This is a genomic window from Burkholderia metallica (assembly GCF_001718555.1).
Classification (GTDB): Bacteria; Pseudomonadota; Gammaproteobacteria; order Burkholderiales; family Burkholderiaceae; genus Burkholderia; species Burkholderia metallica.
Map to the genome: position 1 here is coordinate 641540 of NZ_CP013402.1, position 15533 is coordinate 657072.

At 67.8% G+C, this 15533-nt stretch carries 12 protein-coding genes; 6 read left to right on the top strand and 6 right to left on the bottom strand.

The annotated features are described in order from the left end of the window. Positions 1 to 90: 90 nt before the first annotated feature. From WJ16_RS18765 to WJ16_RS18775, 3 genes are read right to left on the bottom strand one after another with little or no spacing between them, the layout of a single operon-like run. Positions 91 to 1065, bottom strand: a complete 975-nt coding sequence (locus WJ16_RS18765) for a hypothetical protein (protein WP_069258551.1) — start codon at positions 1063 to 1065, stop codon at positions 91 to 93. Beyond that, a complete protein-coding gene (locus WJ16_RS18770; RefSeq protein ID WP_069258552.1) occupies positions 1062 to 1580 on the bottom strand; it encodes a (2Fe-2S)-binding protein in 519 nt (172 codons plus the stop codon). The genes WJ16_RS18765 and WJ16_RS18770 overlap by 4 nt, the downstream gene beginning before the upstream one ends. Further along, positions 1577 to 4312, bottom strand: coding sequence for a xanthine dehydrogenase family protein molybdopterin-binding subunit (locus tag WJ16_RS18775; protein ID WP_069258553.1), 2736 nt, complete (start codon positions 4310 to 4312; stop codon positions 1577 to 1579). Before WJ16_RS18775 ends, WJ16_RS18770 begins: the two co-directional genes overlap by 4 nt. A 614-nt stretch (positions 4313 to 4926) precedes the next feature. Here WJ16_RS18775 and WJ16_RS34905 point away from each other — a divergent pair. The 4 genes from WJ16_RS34905 (at position 4927) to WJ16_RS18790 (ending at position 9103) form a co-directional block, all read left to right on the top strand. Further along, a complete protein-coding gene (locus tag WJ16_RS34905) occupies positions 4927 to 5715 on the top strand; it encodes a hypothetical protein (protein WP_157126814.1) in 789 nt (262 codons plus the stop codon). A 245-nt stretch (positions 5716 to 5960) separates the two neighbouring features. Next, positions 5961 to 6656 (top strand): hypothetical protein, encoded by a 696-nt coding sequence (locus WJ16_RS18780; RefSeq protein ID WP_084636072.1) that lies wholly within the window; start codon positions 5961 to 5963, stop codon positions 6654 to 6656. Further along, positions 6653 to 8032 carry a glycosyltransferase family 87 protein gene (locus tag WJ16_RS18785; protein ID WP_069258555.1) on the top strand — a complete coding sequence of 460 codons (1380 nt, stop codon included), beginning with the start codon at positions 6653 to 6655 and terminating at the stop codon, positions 8030 to 8032. The genes WJ16_RS18780 and WJ16_RS18785 overlap by 4 nt, the downstream gene beginning before the upstream one ends. Before the next feature lie 24 nt (positions 8033 to 8056). Continuing rightward, positions 8057 to 9103, top strand: a complete 1047-nt coding sequence (locus tag WJ16_RS18790; RefSeq protein ID WP_069258556.1) for a glycosyltransferase family 2 protein — start codon at positions 8057 to 8059, stop codon at positions 9101 to 9103. 59 nt (positions 9104 to 9162) lie between these two features. Here WJ16_RS18790 and WJ16_RS18795 read toward each other — a convergent pair whose 3' ends face one another. Both WJ16_RS18795 and WJ16_RS18800 read right to left on the bottom strand, forming a co-directional pair. Further along, the gene (locus tag WJ16_RS18795; RefSeq protein ID WP_069258557.1) at positions 9163 to 10101 is read right to left on the bottom strand and encodes an ABC transporter substrate-binding protein; all 939 of its coding nucleotides are present in this window, start codon (positions 10099 to 10101) and stop codon (positions 9163 to 9165) included. 98 nt (positions 10102 to 10199) lie between these two features. After that, complete coding sequence (locus tag WJ16_RS18800) at positions 10200 to 11324, bottom strand: TauD/TfdA family dioxygenase (RefSeq protein ID WP_069258558.1); 1125 nt, start codon at positions 11322 to 11324, stop codon at positions 10200 to 10202. A 444-nt stretch (positions 11325 to 11768) separates the two neighbouring features. Between WJ16_RS18800 and WJ16_RS18805 the strand changes: the two genes are divergently transcribed. Further along, a complete protein-coding gene (locus WJ16_RS18805) occupies positions 11769 to 13214 on the top strand; it encodes an MFS transporter (protein WP_069258559.1) in 1446 nt (481 codons plus the stop codon). Positions 13215 to 13267: 53 nt separating this feature from the next. Continuing rightward, a complete protein-coding gene (locus WJ16_RS18810; protein ID WP_069258560.1) occupies positions 13268 to 14536 on the top strand; it encodes an ATP-grasp domain-containing protein in 1269 nt (422 codons plus the stop codon). A gap of 30 nt (positions 14537 to 14566) precedes the next feature. Here the strand turns inward: WJ16_RS18810 and WJ16_RS18815 are convergent, their stop codons facing one another. Next, positions 14567 to 15442, bottom strand: coding sequence for a LysR family transcriptional regulator (locus WJ16_RS18815; protein ID WP_069258561.1), 876 nt, complete (start codon positions 15440 to 15442; stop codon positions 14567 to 14569). Positions 15443 to 15533 lie beyond the last annotated feature (91 nt).

The following is a 15533-nucleotide window of genomic DNA, read 5'->3' on the forward strand; positions in this document are numbered from 1 at the left end:
CGGGCGGGTAGAAACGGCCGCGGCGCATGCGCGATCCGATGCCGCGGCACCACCGGCCTCGCTCGAGCGGGCGCCGTTCCTCCGGACAACTTACTTCGCCGCCTGCGCCGCCGGCGTGAACGAACACTTCGGATCGTCCTTGCCCCGCGCCGAACAGCATTCGAGCAGGTCGCTCACCGACTTCACGTTGGCCGCGTTCCATTCCTCGCGGCTGCGGTTGTTGTCGATCGGCATCCAGTGCGTGAGCGGATAGCTGCTTGCCAGCTGGTTGCTGCCCTTCGGCGGCGGCAGCAGCCCGGCCGCGAGCGGCACGTAGATCCTGCAACTGTTCTGGTCGCCGATCCGGTGACAGCCGATGCACGTGTTGCCGGGCGTGCTGATCGCGTGCGACGTCCACGATGCGAAGTCGGCGCCGAGGTTCACGTACTTGCCCCACGGATCGGTCGGCACGCGGTTCCACACCTGCCCGATCCACGGGCTGTACATGACGGGGCTCGCATCGTGGCACGACACGCAGCGCTTCGACGCGGTCGCGGCCGGCGTCCACCAGAATTCCGCGGCCGACGGCCGGCCGGGCGGCGGCGTCTTCTCGTTCGGCGGCGGCACGCGCGACGCGTCCATGCCGCCCGTGCCACCCTTGTCCGCATGAAACCAGCAGGTCTTGCCGTTGCGCACGTGGTGCAGCACGATGTCGACTTCGTCGTAGTACGGGCTGCGGTTCGCGCGAATCTGCTTGCGGCGGCAGAACGCCGAGATCTGCGTGTCGCCGTGCGACAGATCGAGGATCTTCGAGTAAGGCGTGCACTGCCCGGACGTCGGCGCATCGTACGGCAACAGCGCCGGGCGATCGCAGGTCATGTGTGCCACATACCGCGCGGGCACGCTGCCGTTCACGGTGATCGGCACGTCGGTGCCGCTGTTGCAGTCGAACGCGGGAATCTCGCCGATTTCGTCGGTGCACTGCTGCGCGTATGCGTGCAGCGACGCATCGGCGCCGCCGGCGGCGAACGACACGGGCGCGGCCAGCAGCATCGCCAGCGCCGCGACGCAGGTCCGGATCGTCATGCCGCCTCCTTCGTGTAGCGCATCGCCACCTTGCGAATGGCCTCGACGTATTTGACGTAGCCGGTGCAGCGGCACACGTTGCCGCCCACCCATGTCTCGATCATCGCGTCCAGCTCGGCGACGTGCACCGGTTGCGTACGCAGATGGTCGAGCATCGCGGTCGCGGCCATCAGGAATCCCGATGCGCAGTAGCCGCACTGGAACGCGAACGATTCGAGAAAGCTCTGCTGCAGCGGCGACAGCGTGCCGCCCTGCGCGAGCCCTTCGATCGTGTACACGTGCATGCCGGCCATCGCGCTGACCGGCGTCGAGCACGACAGCGTCTTTTCCATCGGTGCGTCGGGCGCGTTGCGCACGCCCACCGTACACGCGCGGCACACGCCGATGCCGCAGCACAGCTTGGTGCCCGTCAGGTCCTGCCGTTCGTGCAGGAAATCGACGAGGTTCATGTCGCTATCGGCGGCGGCGGCCTCGACGGGCCGGCCATTGATGGTCATGCGGACCGGATCGCTCATTGCAGTGCCTCCCGAATCTTGTCCGGCGTCACCGGCGTCACCCTGAATCGTCGTCCCGTCGCCATCGCCAGCGCGTTGAGCAGCGCCGGCGCGATCGGGCACATCACCGCTTCCGCGATCCCGCGCGCATTCGCGGGATCGTTGCCGGGCGGCGGCAGCGCGATCAGCTCCTGCGCGGGCACGTCGGGCAGGCGCGTCACCTGGTAGCGATCGAGGTTCCATCTGCCGCCGCCCGGCCCGTCGGGGCCGAGCGGACACGTTTCGGTCAGCACGTTGCCGATCCCCATCGCGACCGCGCCCTGCGACTGTCCTTCGACGAGCTCCGGCGACAGTTGCCGGCCGACGCTCACCGCCGACACCACGCGCTCGACCTTCACGCGCCCGGTCGCCGGATCGACGGACACGCCGACGAGCGACGCCGACGGCGCATAGGTCGTGCGCCCGTAGAGGCTCGTGTCGACCGGCGGCGCCTGCAGCGTGCGCGGCAGCGGTTTGAGGAAATACGGATCGAGGCCGACCGCCACGTAGTCGTAGTCGATCTGCGCGTTGCCGGACGCGAACGGATAGGTGCCCTTCCAGAAGTACCCGGCATAGCTCGCATGCACGGCCGCGACCGTCTGCAGGCCCATCTTCGTGATGGTGCCGAGCAGCGCCGGCCACGGAATCGGCGCCAGCCCGTTCGCGACGAGCGCGCGATCGGCCCAGCGCACGTCCTCGGCCCGCACCGGCACGCCCCACCACGCGCGGGCGGCCGGCAGCACGCTTTGCAGGAACAGCGCCTGCGCCGCGCCCTTCACCGCGTGGTACTGGTGGAACGCACCGAGACAGGCGCTCGACGAACCGTACGTATAGCGCACCGTCTTCGGATTGGCCGCCGGATTGCTCGAATGCGTGAGCCCGAGCGCGTTGAACGGCCCGATCTCGCTCATCGCGATCGTCTGCGCGTTCTGCCCGAGAAATTCGGCCGGCGCCAGACCCAGCGTCGTGGCCGCGCCGTTGCCCATGTCGGTGTACGGCGTGACCACGCGCAACCGGCCGTCGGGCAGGATCTGCACCATCCCGAACATGCCGTCGCCGGACGTGCCGTAGGCCTCGTTCGCCATCGCGAGCCCGACGCCGTAGCGCAGATTGCGCGCACCTCGTTCGGCCCGGGCAGTTTCTCGATCGAGCCACAACGGGTGCCGTTCGAGCCGGTCGAGCAGCGCATCGAGCTGAAGGTCGAACAGGATCGGCGCGCCCGTGATCGCGCGTCCCTTGCCGAGACCGGGCGTGTTGCCGAGCAGGTTGGCGCGACGGATCGCGAACGGCGAAAGCCCGAGCTGGCGCGCGGCCTCGTCCATCAGCGTCTCGATCGCCATGAACGCCTGCGGCCCGCCGAAGCCGCGCTGCGAGCCGCCGAACACTTCCTTCGTATAGGTCGACGCGGCCTGCGCGCGGGCGCGCGGAATCTCGTAGCAGCTCATCGCGCTCAGCGCGGCAAGCTGCGCGACGTACGGCGACAGGTTCTTCTTGCCGCCGCCGTTCAGCAGGAAGTCGCACGTGAGCGCTTCGAGCTTGCCGCGGCGGTTGAACCACAGCGATTCCGAAAACTGCGTCTCGCAGCGCTTCAGCCCGACCTGGAACTGCTCGTAGCGCGACTGCTGCCAGCGCAGCGCGCCCTTCGCGAACGGCGCGGCGAGCGCGAGATAGAGCGGGAAATACGACTTGTCGCGGCCGCCGAAACCGCCGCCCGGATAGCACGCGATGACGTGCACCTCCTTGACCGACACGTCGCTGCCGTCGAACAGCGCGAGGGCGCCGGTCGCATCGTCGTTCGCCGATTGTGTGCCGAGCACGAGGTTCATTTTCGCGCTGGACGCGTCGTACCACGCGAGCCCCGCTTCGGGCTCCATGAACATCGGGTCCATCGCCGGCGTCTCGAAGCCGTCGCGGTCGATCGCGCGCACGCCGATCCATTCGCCGGACGCCGCATGGCGGTCGATCGTCGCGTCGATGTTGATCACCGCCTGCTCGCGTTCCTTCAGGTACTGCTCGGTCGGCTTGCCGTCGCTGCCGGTCTGGTAGTTGTCGACGTAGTTGAACTTGCGTGCGTCGTCGCGCACGTAGAGGGTCACGGGGGAGTACGGCACGGCCTGTACGTCGTTCGGGCGCGCGACCGGCGCGCCGTAGCGGATTACGCTGCGGTTGAAATCGAGCAGCTTCTTCGCGCGACGATAGACATCGAAGTTCTCGAAGATCAGCAATGCGGCCGGTTGCCCGTAACAGTCCGCCGGGTGGCCGGTGCGCGCGAGCCAGTAGATGTCCTGGTTCGCGATCGGATCGGGGGCGGGCGCCAACGGAATCCGGCGCGCGGTCAGCAGCGCGTTGTCGACGACGGCAATCGGCCGCAGTTCGGGCGGCAGCACGCGCAGGTCGTAGCCTTCGTACACGGCGTCGACCCGATCGCAGCGCAACGCATAGAGCCAGCTCTCCTGCTGCGGCCAGCCGACGAAGTCGCGCGACTTGAAATCGCGTGCATAGATTTTCTGGCCCGTCACCTTCGGCATGCCGTCGATGCGCCAGCGCGCCTTGCCGGGCACCGGCGCCCAGGCGGGCCCGCTCGCGCCGTCGTCCGCCTGCTCGGCCGTGCCGAGCGCGAGCGCCGGTAAATGAGTGATCGAAATCGCGACGAGCGCGCCGCTCCCGGCCAGCTTCAGAAACGTCCGGCGTGTCACAGGCACATCGATGGCCATGCTGGGTCCCTCGTTGGATGGGTCATGCCGGCACCGGCGCCAACCCGCGCGTCGATACGCCGGCCTTGTATGGGCCGGTGTGGATCGGCATGCGGGAGAGATCGGTGCGGAAAACGTCTGTCGGCGCGACGGCGCCGGCGCTCAGGAACCGGGCGGGAGCGGACCGGGGAAGGTGCGCGGCGGATGCGCGGCGCGACAGGTGCGTGGACGCCTGCTCGGTGAAACGTCAGGCCGCGTGCTCGTCGTTGCTTGCTCGTTCATGTGTCCCCCGGCCTCGATCGTGCGTTACCGGCCTGTTTTGCGTATTGTCGGGCAGTCGCTTGATTTTCAAATGTTTTTATTCGGCTTTTCCGGTACGGATAACGCTTGAGTCGTTCGTACAGTCACGCGCGTTTGATTTTGGATAATGTAGAAATTCGGGCCGGTTATTGCAAGGAGTTTTTCAGGTGATGCACAGCGCCGCTGCGCGCGGTTCGCCCGTGCTTGCGCCCGGCTGGAAGGCCGCTCGCGTCACGCATTACAAATAGCTTTCCAAGCATTGGTCATTTCTGCAAACGACCGATTCTTTACGACCTCCCAATATCCGACGATAAATCATTGAAATCGACAAGGAGATGAACAATCACGCGTATTGTTTTATTCATTCAATGGCGGGCGTTCATCCTCTCTGGCTTGGTTTGCTGTCGCACGTGATCCGACGCCGCGAGCGCTTCGGGTGCGGGCGTGTTGTCGAGCAGCGTCGGCTTGGTCGCGCCTCGGTGTTCAGCATCTTCCGGTCGACCTGGTTGCACGAGGACGATTCCGACTGTGATTCGGACGGCGACCCAGCCGCATTGGATGGCAGTCATGCCGCCGTGATCCCGGACGAACTACGCAATTTCTTCGATGACTATCGACACGAGCATTATCCTTTCGGACTGCCATTGAATTCCCTTCGTCGATCACGACAATGGGGTTGGACACCACCGGCGCTACTCGAGCATTCGGAACGCGCCGTTCAGCGGCGGGAACGGGGATACGCACCTCTTTCCGCGCTAACGGGTATCAATGACGCCGTGTGCGGCACAGGCGTGTACGGAGCGACCGGCGGGACGATCTGGTTAACCGGAACCGCACGATCGTCGCTGCGTCGGTTGCCGTGTCAACGCTTACACAAAAAGAGTCGGCCATCGACGACGAAAGGCACGCGCATCAAGGGTTCCGGCGATACCCGCGTGGCCTGCCCCCGGGCCGCGCGCCAAAAATGTTTCAAAAATGATCGATGTCTTCCCGCACGTGCTGCACGCCGGATCGCCCGTCGCCGCGCTGTGGCAAGGAAAAAAGATTTTGCTCAGGACTTTCCCGAACGCGCGAAACCGGTCGCGTTTTACCGAATCGGCAGCACGCACGGCCGGTCGAAATGACGAAACGTTTCAATGTAGAAACACGCATTCCGTTTTCGCGGATTTCTCATACCTGAAAATCCCGTTTTCGCACGCATTCAGTACCCGAATCGCTCCCTGCTTTCAGCAGGCGGTTTGCAACCTGCGATTTTTTCTTCAACAATGAACTCACCGGATTGCGCCTCTTCAGATCGATTCGATCCGCGCGCAAGACGACATGAAACGGCTGCGACAGACCAAGCAGCCTCGACGCCATACGGGGAATCATGGACACAGCCCATCGTGATATGCGCGGGCGAGCGATACGCCGCGCTCCATGGCTGGCAGCCGGCCGGATCGTTCCGGACAGCTACATCGTGCCGATGTGCTGCGTCGCGTGGCTCGCGCCCCGGGGCGTCGTGACCGACGGCTTCACGTCGAACGCCATCGCCCACTTCGATGTCGACTTCCCGGTTTCCCGGATCGCCTCCGATCGGCTGACGCAAGGCCGTGTCGCGTCGGCCTACGAATCCGCTTCATTCCTGCCGACCGGGTTCGCGCACTTCGTTGCGTCTCCGCAGCACCGGCCGCTTCCCTGGTTCTATCCGCCGACGATGTTGCCTTTCATCGCGACGGTTGCCCTCGTGCCTTTCCTGCCCGCATATTTCCTCTTTTTCGCGGGCAGTCTTTTATGCTCCGCGTTCGCCGTCTCATGGTTGTCGGGATTGCGTGCGCTTCTTCCCGTGCCGTGCGCCGCAGCGCGCGTCATGGTCGCGTATCCGGCCGTCTGCGCGGCCGCGCACGGTGTCGACGATGCCCGGCCGCCGGGCGACCAGAGCATCGTCGCGCGGGGGTGGCTGCTGCCGATCGTCGAAAAGTTCAACCGGCTGACCAAGCTGCCGCAGATCAGGCCGATCGTACTGCTCGCGGTGCTGTTCGTCGTCGCGCGCCGCGCGGCGTTCGCGTCCCGGAGCGCACGATGAGATCGTCGCGTTCCGAACGCCACGCGCATCCGTACGCCGGTGTGCATCCGGAACTCCCGATCGCGGGCCCGCGCCGCTATCCGCACTGGCTCAACCGCGAGCGCATACGCGTTTTTGCGGGCGTCGTGCTGGCAAGCGAGCTGCTGTTCATCGTCATCCACGTGATCCGCATGCATCTGTCGCACAACGGCGTGCTGCAACCGCTGTCGCAGGATTTCTCGCCGCTCTGGCGCGCCGCGTGGCTCGCCGCGCACGGGCATGCGGCCGATGCCTGGCATTCCCCCGCGCTGTACGCGGTACAGAAGCTCGCGATCCCGACGATGAATCTCGCGGACGGCACGCTGCCGTGGCGCTATCCGCCTTCCATGCTGCTGCTCGTGCTGCCGCTCGGCTGGCTGCCGTACACGGTCGCGCTCGTGCTGTGGCTCGGGCTCACGTATGCGCTGTTCGCGGTGACGATCCACGCAACCGTGCAGCGCGATGCCGCGTGGCTGTGCGCGCTCGCGTTCCCCGGCGCGTTCCTCACGGTGGTCGTTGGACAGACCAGCCTGTTCACCGCGCTGCTCGCCGGCGTCGGGCTGCTCGCGCTGAACCGCCGCCCCGTGTACGCCGGTATCTGCTTCGGGTTACTGATGATCAAACCGCAGCTCGCGGCACTGTTCCCGCTCGCGCTGCTGTGCGCGGGCCAGTGGCGCGCACTGGCCGCATGGGCCGCGACGATCGCCGGCAGCATCGCGCTCTCGACCCTCGCGTTCGGGATCGGCCCGTGGCTCACGTTCGCGCATGCGATCGACGACATCTACCCGATCGTCGGCACCGGCATGGCCACGCACACGCGCATGCCGTCGGTGTTCGCGCTCGCGGCGATGGCCGGCTGGCCCGCGATCGTCGCGAACGGCCTGCAACTGCTGTCGGCCGCGGTCGCGGCGCTCGCGGTCGTCTACGCGTGGCGCGGCGCGTGCGCGTATGCGCTGCGCGCCGCGACCCTCGCCTGCGCATGCCTGCTCGTCAGCCCCGGTCTGTACGACTACGACCTGACCTGGTACGGCCTCGTGATCGCGTGGTACGCGCGCTATGCGTGGACGCACGGCTGGCGGCGCTTCGATCGCGAATGGCTGCTACTGCTGTGGGTGATGCCGTTCGCGGGCGTCGCGGTCGTCCCGCATCTGTCGTTCCAGTTCATGCCGCTCGTCACGCTGGCGTCGCTCGGGCTGCTCGTCGGCCGGATCGCCCGCGAGCGGCACGACGTGCCGTCGATGCCGGACGCACGCGACTACTCGACCGAAACCGCGTTCACGCACCCGGCCAGAATGCACCGCCGCCCGGCGTACGGAGTGCGCCGCACCGACCGGCCCACCATCGGCACGCTTCGGTGACACGACATCGCAAGGGGAATCGTCATGCGGGAACCACGCTACCTGCCGCTCGTCTCGCTCGTCGTGCCGTTTCATAACGACGGCGAGGCCGTCGAGCGCTTCTTCGACATCGTGATTCCGCTGATGACGTCCATCGACACGATCCGTTTCGAGATCGTCTGCGTGAACGACGGGAGCCGCGACGACACGTTCGAACGCCTGGTCCGGATCGGCGCCGCCGAGCGACGTGTACGCGTGATCGACCTCACCCGCCGCTTCGGCAAGGAAGCCGCGCTGACGGCCGGCCTCGACGAAGCGCGGGGTGACGCGGTGATCGCGCTCGACGCCGACCTGCCGGACCCGCCGGCCCTGATTCCGGTGATGATCGAACACTGGCGCGACGGCGCGGAAGTCGTCGCCGCGAAGCGCAGCAGCCGCGCATGCGATTCGTTCGCGAAACGCACCGCGGCCGCGATCGACTATCGCGTGCACAACCTGCTGTCGGACGCGCAGCTACCGGAGAACGTCGGCGCTTTCCGGCTGATGGACCGCAAGGTCGTGAATGCGCTGCGCAACCTGCCCGAGCGGCATTGCTTCATGAAAGGGCTGTTCGCGTGGGTCGGCTACCGGGCCGTGATCGTCGAATACCGGCGCGACGCGCGCAGCGCCGACCGCTCGACGTTCTTCGGCCGGCAGCTAAGGAATGTCGCGCTGGAAGGCATCGCCCGCTTCGGCACCGCGCCGCTGCGCAGTTGGGCCTACGTTGCCATCGGCATCGCCGCGCTCGCGTTGCTGGTCGGCGTGTTCATCGTCTTGTACACGTGGCTGTCCGGCAATTCCCCGGTGCTCGGCTACGCGGCGCCGATCCCGGTCCCGCTGTTCGTCGGCGGGATCGGGCTGATCGGGATCGGCGCCGTCGGCGAATACGTCAGGCGGGTCCACGACGCGTCGAAACAACGGCCCGTCTACCTGATCCGCCGTCGCTACCAGGTGCACGACAAGGTGATCGAACTCCCGGTCGCGCTCGATGCGCACGACCGGAACGGCCGTCATCGCGCGCAGCCGGGCCGTGCGCGGTCCGGCGCACGCTGACGCGCACCGGCCCCATACCTGCCGGCAATCGATCGCGCCGCTTCATGCGGCTGCCATGCTCAGGTGCGCGGCAGCCCAGGCGGATTGGTCTGCGACCGGTCGACCGCCTCGGCGTCGAGACGCCAGCGCTCGAGCACCTTCCGGTAGCTGCCGTTCGCGATCAGCGAATTGATCGCGACGGTCAGCGGCTCGGCGAGCCCGCTGCCCTTGCGCGTCGTGATCGCGACGTCCGCGGTGCGCGGCCAGCCGCCACTCACGGTGCCGATCAGCTTCGCATCGCCGCGCAGCGACGCCTGGTACGCGAGCATCGAGTTCACGCTGAAGATCGTGTCGACGCGCCCCGACTGTAGCGCGACCCAGCGCTCCGCCGCATCCGCGTAATACTGGATCTCGACGGGCGCGAGGCCGCGCGCGACGTTCTGGCGGTTCCACTCCAGCAGGATCTTCTCCTGGTTCGTGCCAGAATCGGTCACGACGCGCAGCCCGGCGACGTCCTTCGGCTCGCGTATCGCGGCGAGCCGGCTGGTGTGCTTCACGTAGAAGCCGAGCTGATCCTTCCGGTAGGTCGAGAAGTCGAACTTCTCCTTGCGCTGCTCGGTCACCGTCACGTTCGAGATCACCGCGTCGACCTTGCCGGACTGCAGCGCAAGCGGCCAGTCGGCCCACGAGAGCGGCACGATCTTCAGCTTGCGGCCGATGCTGTCCGCGATGAGCTGCGCGAGATCGGGATCGAAGCCGACCACCGTTCGCGCATCGGTCGCATAGGTGCTGAGCGGCGGCAGGTTCGGCGCGATGCCGATCGTCAGCGTATTCGCTTCGGCGAACCGGAAGCCGGCCGGCAATGCGTGCTCGACCGCCGGGTTCACGGCGCCGCGCGGCCGGCCGGGCTGCTCGGGGCTCAGGTCGAACGTCGCCGCGTGCGCGGCGACACTGCCGCCGATCAGCACGGCTGCCAGCACGCGAACCACGCGCGCGACGGGAGATGCAGTTCTTCTCATATGTTTTGCATTCCTTCCTGTTTGATGAAGCATGTGCCGAACGCGGGCGGCGCCGGACGATTTCCGCCGCCCGTCGGCGCCCGGTGTTCCCGGCCTGTTCAAGCGGGCGTCGCTTCGAGTTCGGTTGTGGCCGCGACTGCACGTTGCGACGCCGGCTGCGCGACCGGCAACGGGCGTGCCGCCGGCGACTCGCCCGCGTACAGCGCCTTCGGATCGAACACACGGGCCTGCAGCGGCGTGAACGCACGGAAGTTCCACAGGCTGCGCGCGACGAACACGCGCTGCACCCAGCGGAACGCACGGTCGTTCTCGTCATACTGCGGATCGAAGCGGTCGCGCGAATGCAGCGTGAAATGGTTGTTGATCAGCACCAGCTTGCCCGGCTGCACCTGCACGCCGAACGACACCTCGCGCACCGCGCGATACAGGTTGGCGAGCGCGTCCTGCGCGCGTTTGTTCACCGCCAGCACCATGTCCGGATAGAACGCGACCGTCACGCGCGGCGCGTCGATCGGCCCCGACAGCACCGCGCTCAGGTCGGTGTTGTCGCGCGGCGTCGGCGCCGCGCCGCGCCACCGATACGGCACGCGGATGATGTAGTGCTCGCCGTACAGTTGCGCGATGTCGTCCGGCGACAGCAGTTGCAGCGCACGGCGCGCGTCGGCGAGCCGCGTGTACGGGCCGCCGCCGGCTTCGCTGCGCACGCCGAGCAGCAGCAATGCGAACGGCGACGTGTCGCCCTCCGGCATGTGCGCCTGCGCGGCGTTCTCGATGTGGAAATCGAGCTCGACCTCGGAGCCGAGGCCCGTATAGTCGCGCGCGGTGGCCTTGTGCGGCGTGAGGTTGTTCACCAGCTCGCGGCCTTCGTGCGCGATCGAATACGGCTCGCCGGCCAGCGTGCTCAACGCAACCAGCACGTTCTCGCTCAGCACGCCGGCCTTGAACGAGCGGCCGGTTTCGTCGAATCTCGGGCTGCCCGTCACGTCGCCGTCGATCGGCAGGTTGTCGATCTCGATCGAGCCGTGCGCGTCCGCCGTTGGCGCCTTCGCACGATCGAAGGCGTCGACGATCCGGTCGGGAAACGCGTTGTACGCCAGCTTGCGCACCGCACTGATGTAGCCCGCGCCGCCGGCCGGATCGTAGTCCAGTGCACCGAGCGTCTTCCGGATGTGGCCGGATTCCGCCGCCGTCAAAGCGATGCGTTCGTCTGCGAGATAGGTCATAGGTCTCTCGTATAAAGATCGGGGGTCGATGAGCGGTAGGCACTACCGCCGCGCATTGCCGTCCTCGGGGCGCAGCGCTCGACAAGACTAGGAGACCGTCATTGCATTGCGAAATGATATTAAATCGATTGCAAACAAAAATTCCCGATATAAGTTCAGCAATGCAACAGGCGCCATGCGCCGCCGCCGGCCCGGCCGCTTAACACGATTGGTTGTTAAAAAAGCGCTGGTTATTATTTGTATTGCTTAGCAGGTCGATGCTAGTTTTCTGTCGGATTCGACGATGCGGCCGGCCGTCGATCGGCAGCCGGCGCCCTTGTTCCGCTCTACGGAAACCCGCCAGATGAACCGCTTTCGCCTGCTGCGCCGTTTGCTTGCAAACGACGCGTTCTTCTCAGTGTTTTCAGCGCGCCGGCTTGCCAGCCACGCGAAACGGAGTCCGCGATGAGCGATCGCGCTCCGGCACTCGAACGCGCGCTGACCGCCGCCGCGCCGCCGCACCGCACGTCGCTGCGCGCGATCTTCCCGACCGTCGCGGCCGCGAGCCTCGGCTTCGCGATCGTTCAGCTCGACGTGACCGTCGTGAACGTCGCGATTCCGAGCCTCGGCCATTCGTTCGGGTCGAGCGTCCACGGGCTGCAATGGATCGTCGATGCGTACACGCTGTCGTTCGCCGCGCTGCTATTGACGTCGGGCACGCTGGCCGACCGCTTCGGCAGCCGCCGGCTGTTCGCGTACGGGCTCGCGCTGTTCCTGCTGGCCTCGCTCGGCTGCGCGCTCGCGCCGTCGCTGGCCGCGCTGATCGCCGCGCGGGTCGCGCAGGGCATCGGCGCCGCGATGATCCTGCCCACATCGCTCGCGCTCATCACGCATGCCTGTGCGAACGACACTGCCGCGCGCGTGCGGGCCGTCGCGTGGTGGAGCGCGACCGGCGGCGCGATCAGTGCGGCCGGGCCGACGCTCGGCGGCGTGCTGATCGATTCGTTCGGCTGGCGCGCGATCTTCTTCATCAACCTGCCGATCTGCGCGCTCGGGCTGTGGCTCACGGTGCGGCACGTGCGGGATTCGGCCGCCGCCCGCACCCGGCTGTTCGATCCGGCTGGCCAGCTCGTCGCGGTGCTCGTGCTCGCGCTGCTGACGGGCGGGATCATCCGGGCCGGCGCGCACGGCCCGAGCGACCCGGTTGCGGCCGGCGCGCTGGCCGCGTCGGTCGTGCTCGGCGCACTGTTCGTCGCGATCGAGCGGCGCGTCGCCGCGCCGATGCTGCAGCTCGCGTTCTTCCGGATCGCGCGCGTGCCGGGTGTGCTCGCGATCGGCGCGATCACGAATGCCGCGTTCTACGGGCTGATTTTTTCGTTGAGCGTCTACTTCCAGAACGCACGCGGCTTCACCGCGACCGAATCGGGGCTCGCGCTCGCACCGCTTACGGTCATCATGCTCGCCAACATCGCGAGCGCGCGCCTCGCGGTGCGCTACGGATTCCGCGCGACCGTCCTGGTCGGCCTCGCCGTGTCGCTCGCCGGCTACGTGTGGCTGTGGCAGACGCTCGGCGCACACACGCCGTATGCACTGCTGGCGCCGGGGCTCGCCGCGATGGCGATCGGCGGCGGCATCGCGATTCCCGCGCTGACGTCGACGCTGCTCGGCAGCGTCGAGGCCGGCCGCTCGGCCACCGCGTCGGCGATCCTCAATACCGCGCGCCAGGTGGGCGCCGCCGTCGGCGTGGCGGCGCTCGGCGCGCTGGTCGCCGGCCAGGGCGCGGCGATCGTGGCCGGCGCGGCGCGCGCATTCGCCGTCGCGGCCGTGCTCGTCGCCGTCTGCGTCGCGGTGGCCGCGCGCTGGCCCGGCGATGCGCGCGGCGATACACCCGATCCCGCCCGGCGAGCGTGAGCCGCGTCGGCCGCCGCCGCCTTCAACCGACTCCCCATCCCAGCGAGGAACCCATGCCGCATCGCTTCATCGATACCGTCCTGATCGTCGACGGCGCGTCGACCGCCGCCTATCTGGCGCCCGCGTTCCGTGCCTACGGCATCCGTTGCGCGCACGTGATCAGCGACCCCGATCTGCCGGCGATCTACCGGAACCAGTTCGTCCCGTCCGACTACGTCCGTCAGGTCCAGCATCACGGCGATATCGACGCGACGCTCGCGCAGCTGAGCGACCTGCGCATCGGCGCGGTGCTGCACGGCCTCGACGCGGCGCTTGAGCTGGCCGACACGCTGGCCGAGCGGCTCGACGTGCCGACCCGCAACCCGCTCGCGACGTCGGCCGCGCGGCGCGACAAGTACGCGATGAACGAGCGCATCCGCCAGGCCGGCCTGCGCGCGCCGGCCCATTTCCACAGCACGTCGGTCGACGCCACGCTCGACTGGGCGCGCGCGCACGGCACGCTGCCGCTCGTCGTGAAGCCGGCGCGCAGCGCGGGCGTGGCCGGCGTGAAGATCTGCCGGACGCTCGACCAGGTCGAGGCCGCCGCGCGCGACGTGCTGGCCACCCGTTCGCTGTACAACCAGCCGAACGACGACATCGTGATCCAGAGCTATTCGGAGGGGCAGGAATACATCGTCGATTCGGTATCCTACGAAGGCCGCCATCGCGTGGTCAGCCTGTGGGAAGTGCACCGCGACCGCACGCATGCGCCGCGGCTCGACAAGATGCTGGTGCTCAATCACGCCGATCCGCGCTACGCGCCGCTGCTCGACTATGCGGCCGACGTGCTCGATGCGCTCGACGTCCGCTTCGGGCCGACCCATCTCGAACTGTTCGACACGGCCGACGGCCCGACGATCGTCGAGCTGAACGCGCGGCTGCACGGCAGCCTCGATCCGCGGCTGACGAGCGCGGTCAGCGGCGAGAATCATGTGTCGGCCACCGTCGAGGCCGTGCTGCATCCGGAGCGGCTGTTCGGCGAAGTCGCCGCGCCGACGGATTTCCGCGGCTATTGCGGGCACGTGCTGCTGCTGTCGTCGCGCAACGGCGTGCTCCGGCGGGACTTCACGTGGCAGGCGATCGAGGCGCTGCCGTCGTTCGTCGGGCTCAAGCAATGGGCGAAGGTGGGCGACACGCTGCGCGTGACGACCGACCTGCAGACGGCGCTCGGCACGGTCGGGCTCTACAGCCCGACGTTCGAGCGCCTGCTCGACGATTGCCGCCGCATCCGCGAAATCGAGACCGATTTCTTCGCGGACGACCGGGCGGTCGCGCCGGTCTAGCGCGATCGCGGGGCAGTGCGCGGCGCTCCGCTAACGCGCGAGCAGCGCGCCCGCCTGCCGGCCGAGCACCGCGCGCAATGCGTCGAGCTCGGGCAGTGCGGGCGCGTCTTCGGGCGTGACGAGATAGGTCGTCACGCTGTCGAGATCGTCGAACGCATGCGCGCGCACCTCCTTGCGCGCCACGTGTTCGGTCGTGATCCGCTTCGGCAGGATCGCGACGCCCATGCCGGCCGCCACGCAGCCGAGGATCGCGCCGAACGTGCCGAACGACGCGACCGACTCGATCGCGACGCCGCGCGCTTTCAGCCAGTGCTCCGCGACCGCGCGATACGGGCAGCCGTCGTGAAACGCGAGCAGCCGCACCGCGTGGCCGGCCAGGACCTGCCGGCGCGTGACCGTGGCCGCGCTCACCAGCACCATCTCTTCGGCGAATGCCGGCTCGTAGCGCAACCCGGGCCGGACCACCGCGCGCGCAGTGAGCGCGGCGTCGATCCGGCCGCGCAGCAGCGCGTCGGCCAGGTCCGGCTCGCTGCCGATCTGCACCGCGAGGCCGAGCGCCGGATCGTGCGCCTTCAACGCGGCGGCAAGCGCCGGCAGCCGCGTGGCCGCCGTGCTTTCCATCGAACCGAGCCGGAAGCTGCGCGCAACCGGCGTTTCGCGCACCACCTGCGTCGCTTCGTCGACGAGGCGCAGGATGCGGTCGCAATACGGAATCAGCCGGCGCCCGGCGTCGTTCAACACCAGCCGCTTGCCGTGCCGGTCGAACAGCGGCGCGTCGAGCGACTCTTCGAGCTGGCGCAGCCGCGCAGTGACGTTCGACTGCGTGCAGCCGAGCCGTTCGGCCGCTCGCAGCGCGCTGCCTTCCTGGACGACCGCGCGGAAGGTTTCGAGCAGAGGAATGTTCATATCACTTTCCCTTGTTACTGATTCAGTTTATATCATTTTACTTCGTCGATCATCCGGTTTAGCCTGACGGATATCCTGCGCGTGCCCGCGC

Bases quoted from the DNA above. Each gene is read 5' to 3' on its own strand.
- WJ16_RS18810 (WP_069258560.1), top strand. From the start codon at position 13,268: ATGCCGCATCGCTTCATCGATACCGTCCTGATCGTCGACGGCGCGTCG.
- WJ16_RS18770 (WP_069258552.1), bottom strand. From the start codon at position 1,580: ATGAGCGATCCGGTCCGCATGACCATCAATGGCCGGCCCGTCGAGGCC.
- WJ16_RS34905 (WP_157126814.1), top strand. From the start codon at position 4,927: ATGAACAATCACGCGTATTGTTTTATTCATTCAATGGCGGGCGTTCAT.
- WJ16_RS18805 (WP_069258559.1), top strand. From the start codon at position 11,769: ATGAGCGATCGCGCTCCGGCACTCGAACGCGCGCTGACCGCCGCCGCG.
- WJ16_RS18790 (WP_069258556.1), top strand. From the start codon at position 8,057: ATGCGGGAACCACGCTACCTGCCGCTCGTCTCGCTCGTCGTGCCGTTT.
- WJ16_RS18775 (WP_069258553.1), bottom strand. From the start codon at position 4,312: ATGGCCATCGATGTGCCTGTGACACGCCGGACGTTTCTGAAGCTGGCC.
- WJ16_RS18785 (WP_069258555.1), top strand. From the start codon at position 6,653: ATGAGATCGTCGCGTTCCGAACGCCACGCGCATCCGTACGCCGGTGTG.
- WJ16_RS18780 (WP_084636072.1), top strand. From the start codon at position 5,961: ATGGACACAGCCCATCGTGATATGCGCGGGCGAGCGATACGCCGCGCT.
- WJ16_RS18765 (WP_069258551.1), bottom strand. From the start codon at position 1,065: ATGACGATCCGGACCTGCGTCGCGGCGCTGGCGATGCTGCTGGCCGCG.
- WJ16_RS18795 (WP_069258557.1), bottom strand. From the start codon at position 10,101: ATGAGAAGAACTGCATCTCCCGTCGCGCGCGTGGTTCGCGTGCTGGCA.
- WJ16_RS18815 (WP_069258561.1), bottom strand. From the start codon at position 15,442: ATGAACATTCCTCTGCTCGAAACCTTCCGCGCGGTCGTCCAGGAAGGC.
- WJ16_RS18800 (WP_069258558.1), bottom strand. From the start codon at position 11,324: ATGACCTATCTCGCAGACGAACGCATCGCTTTGACGGCGGCGGAATCC.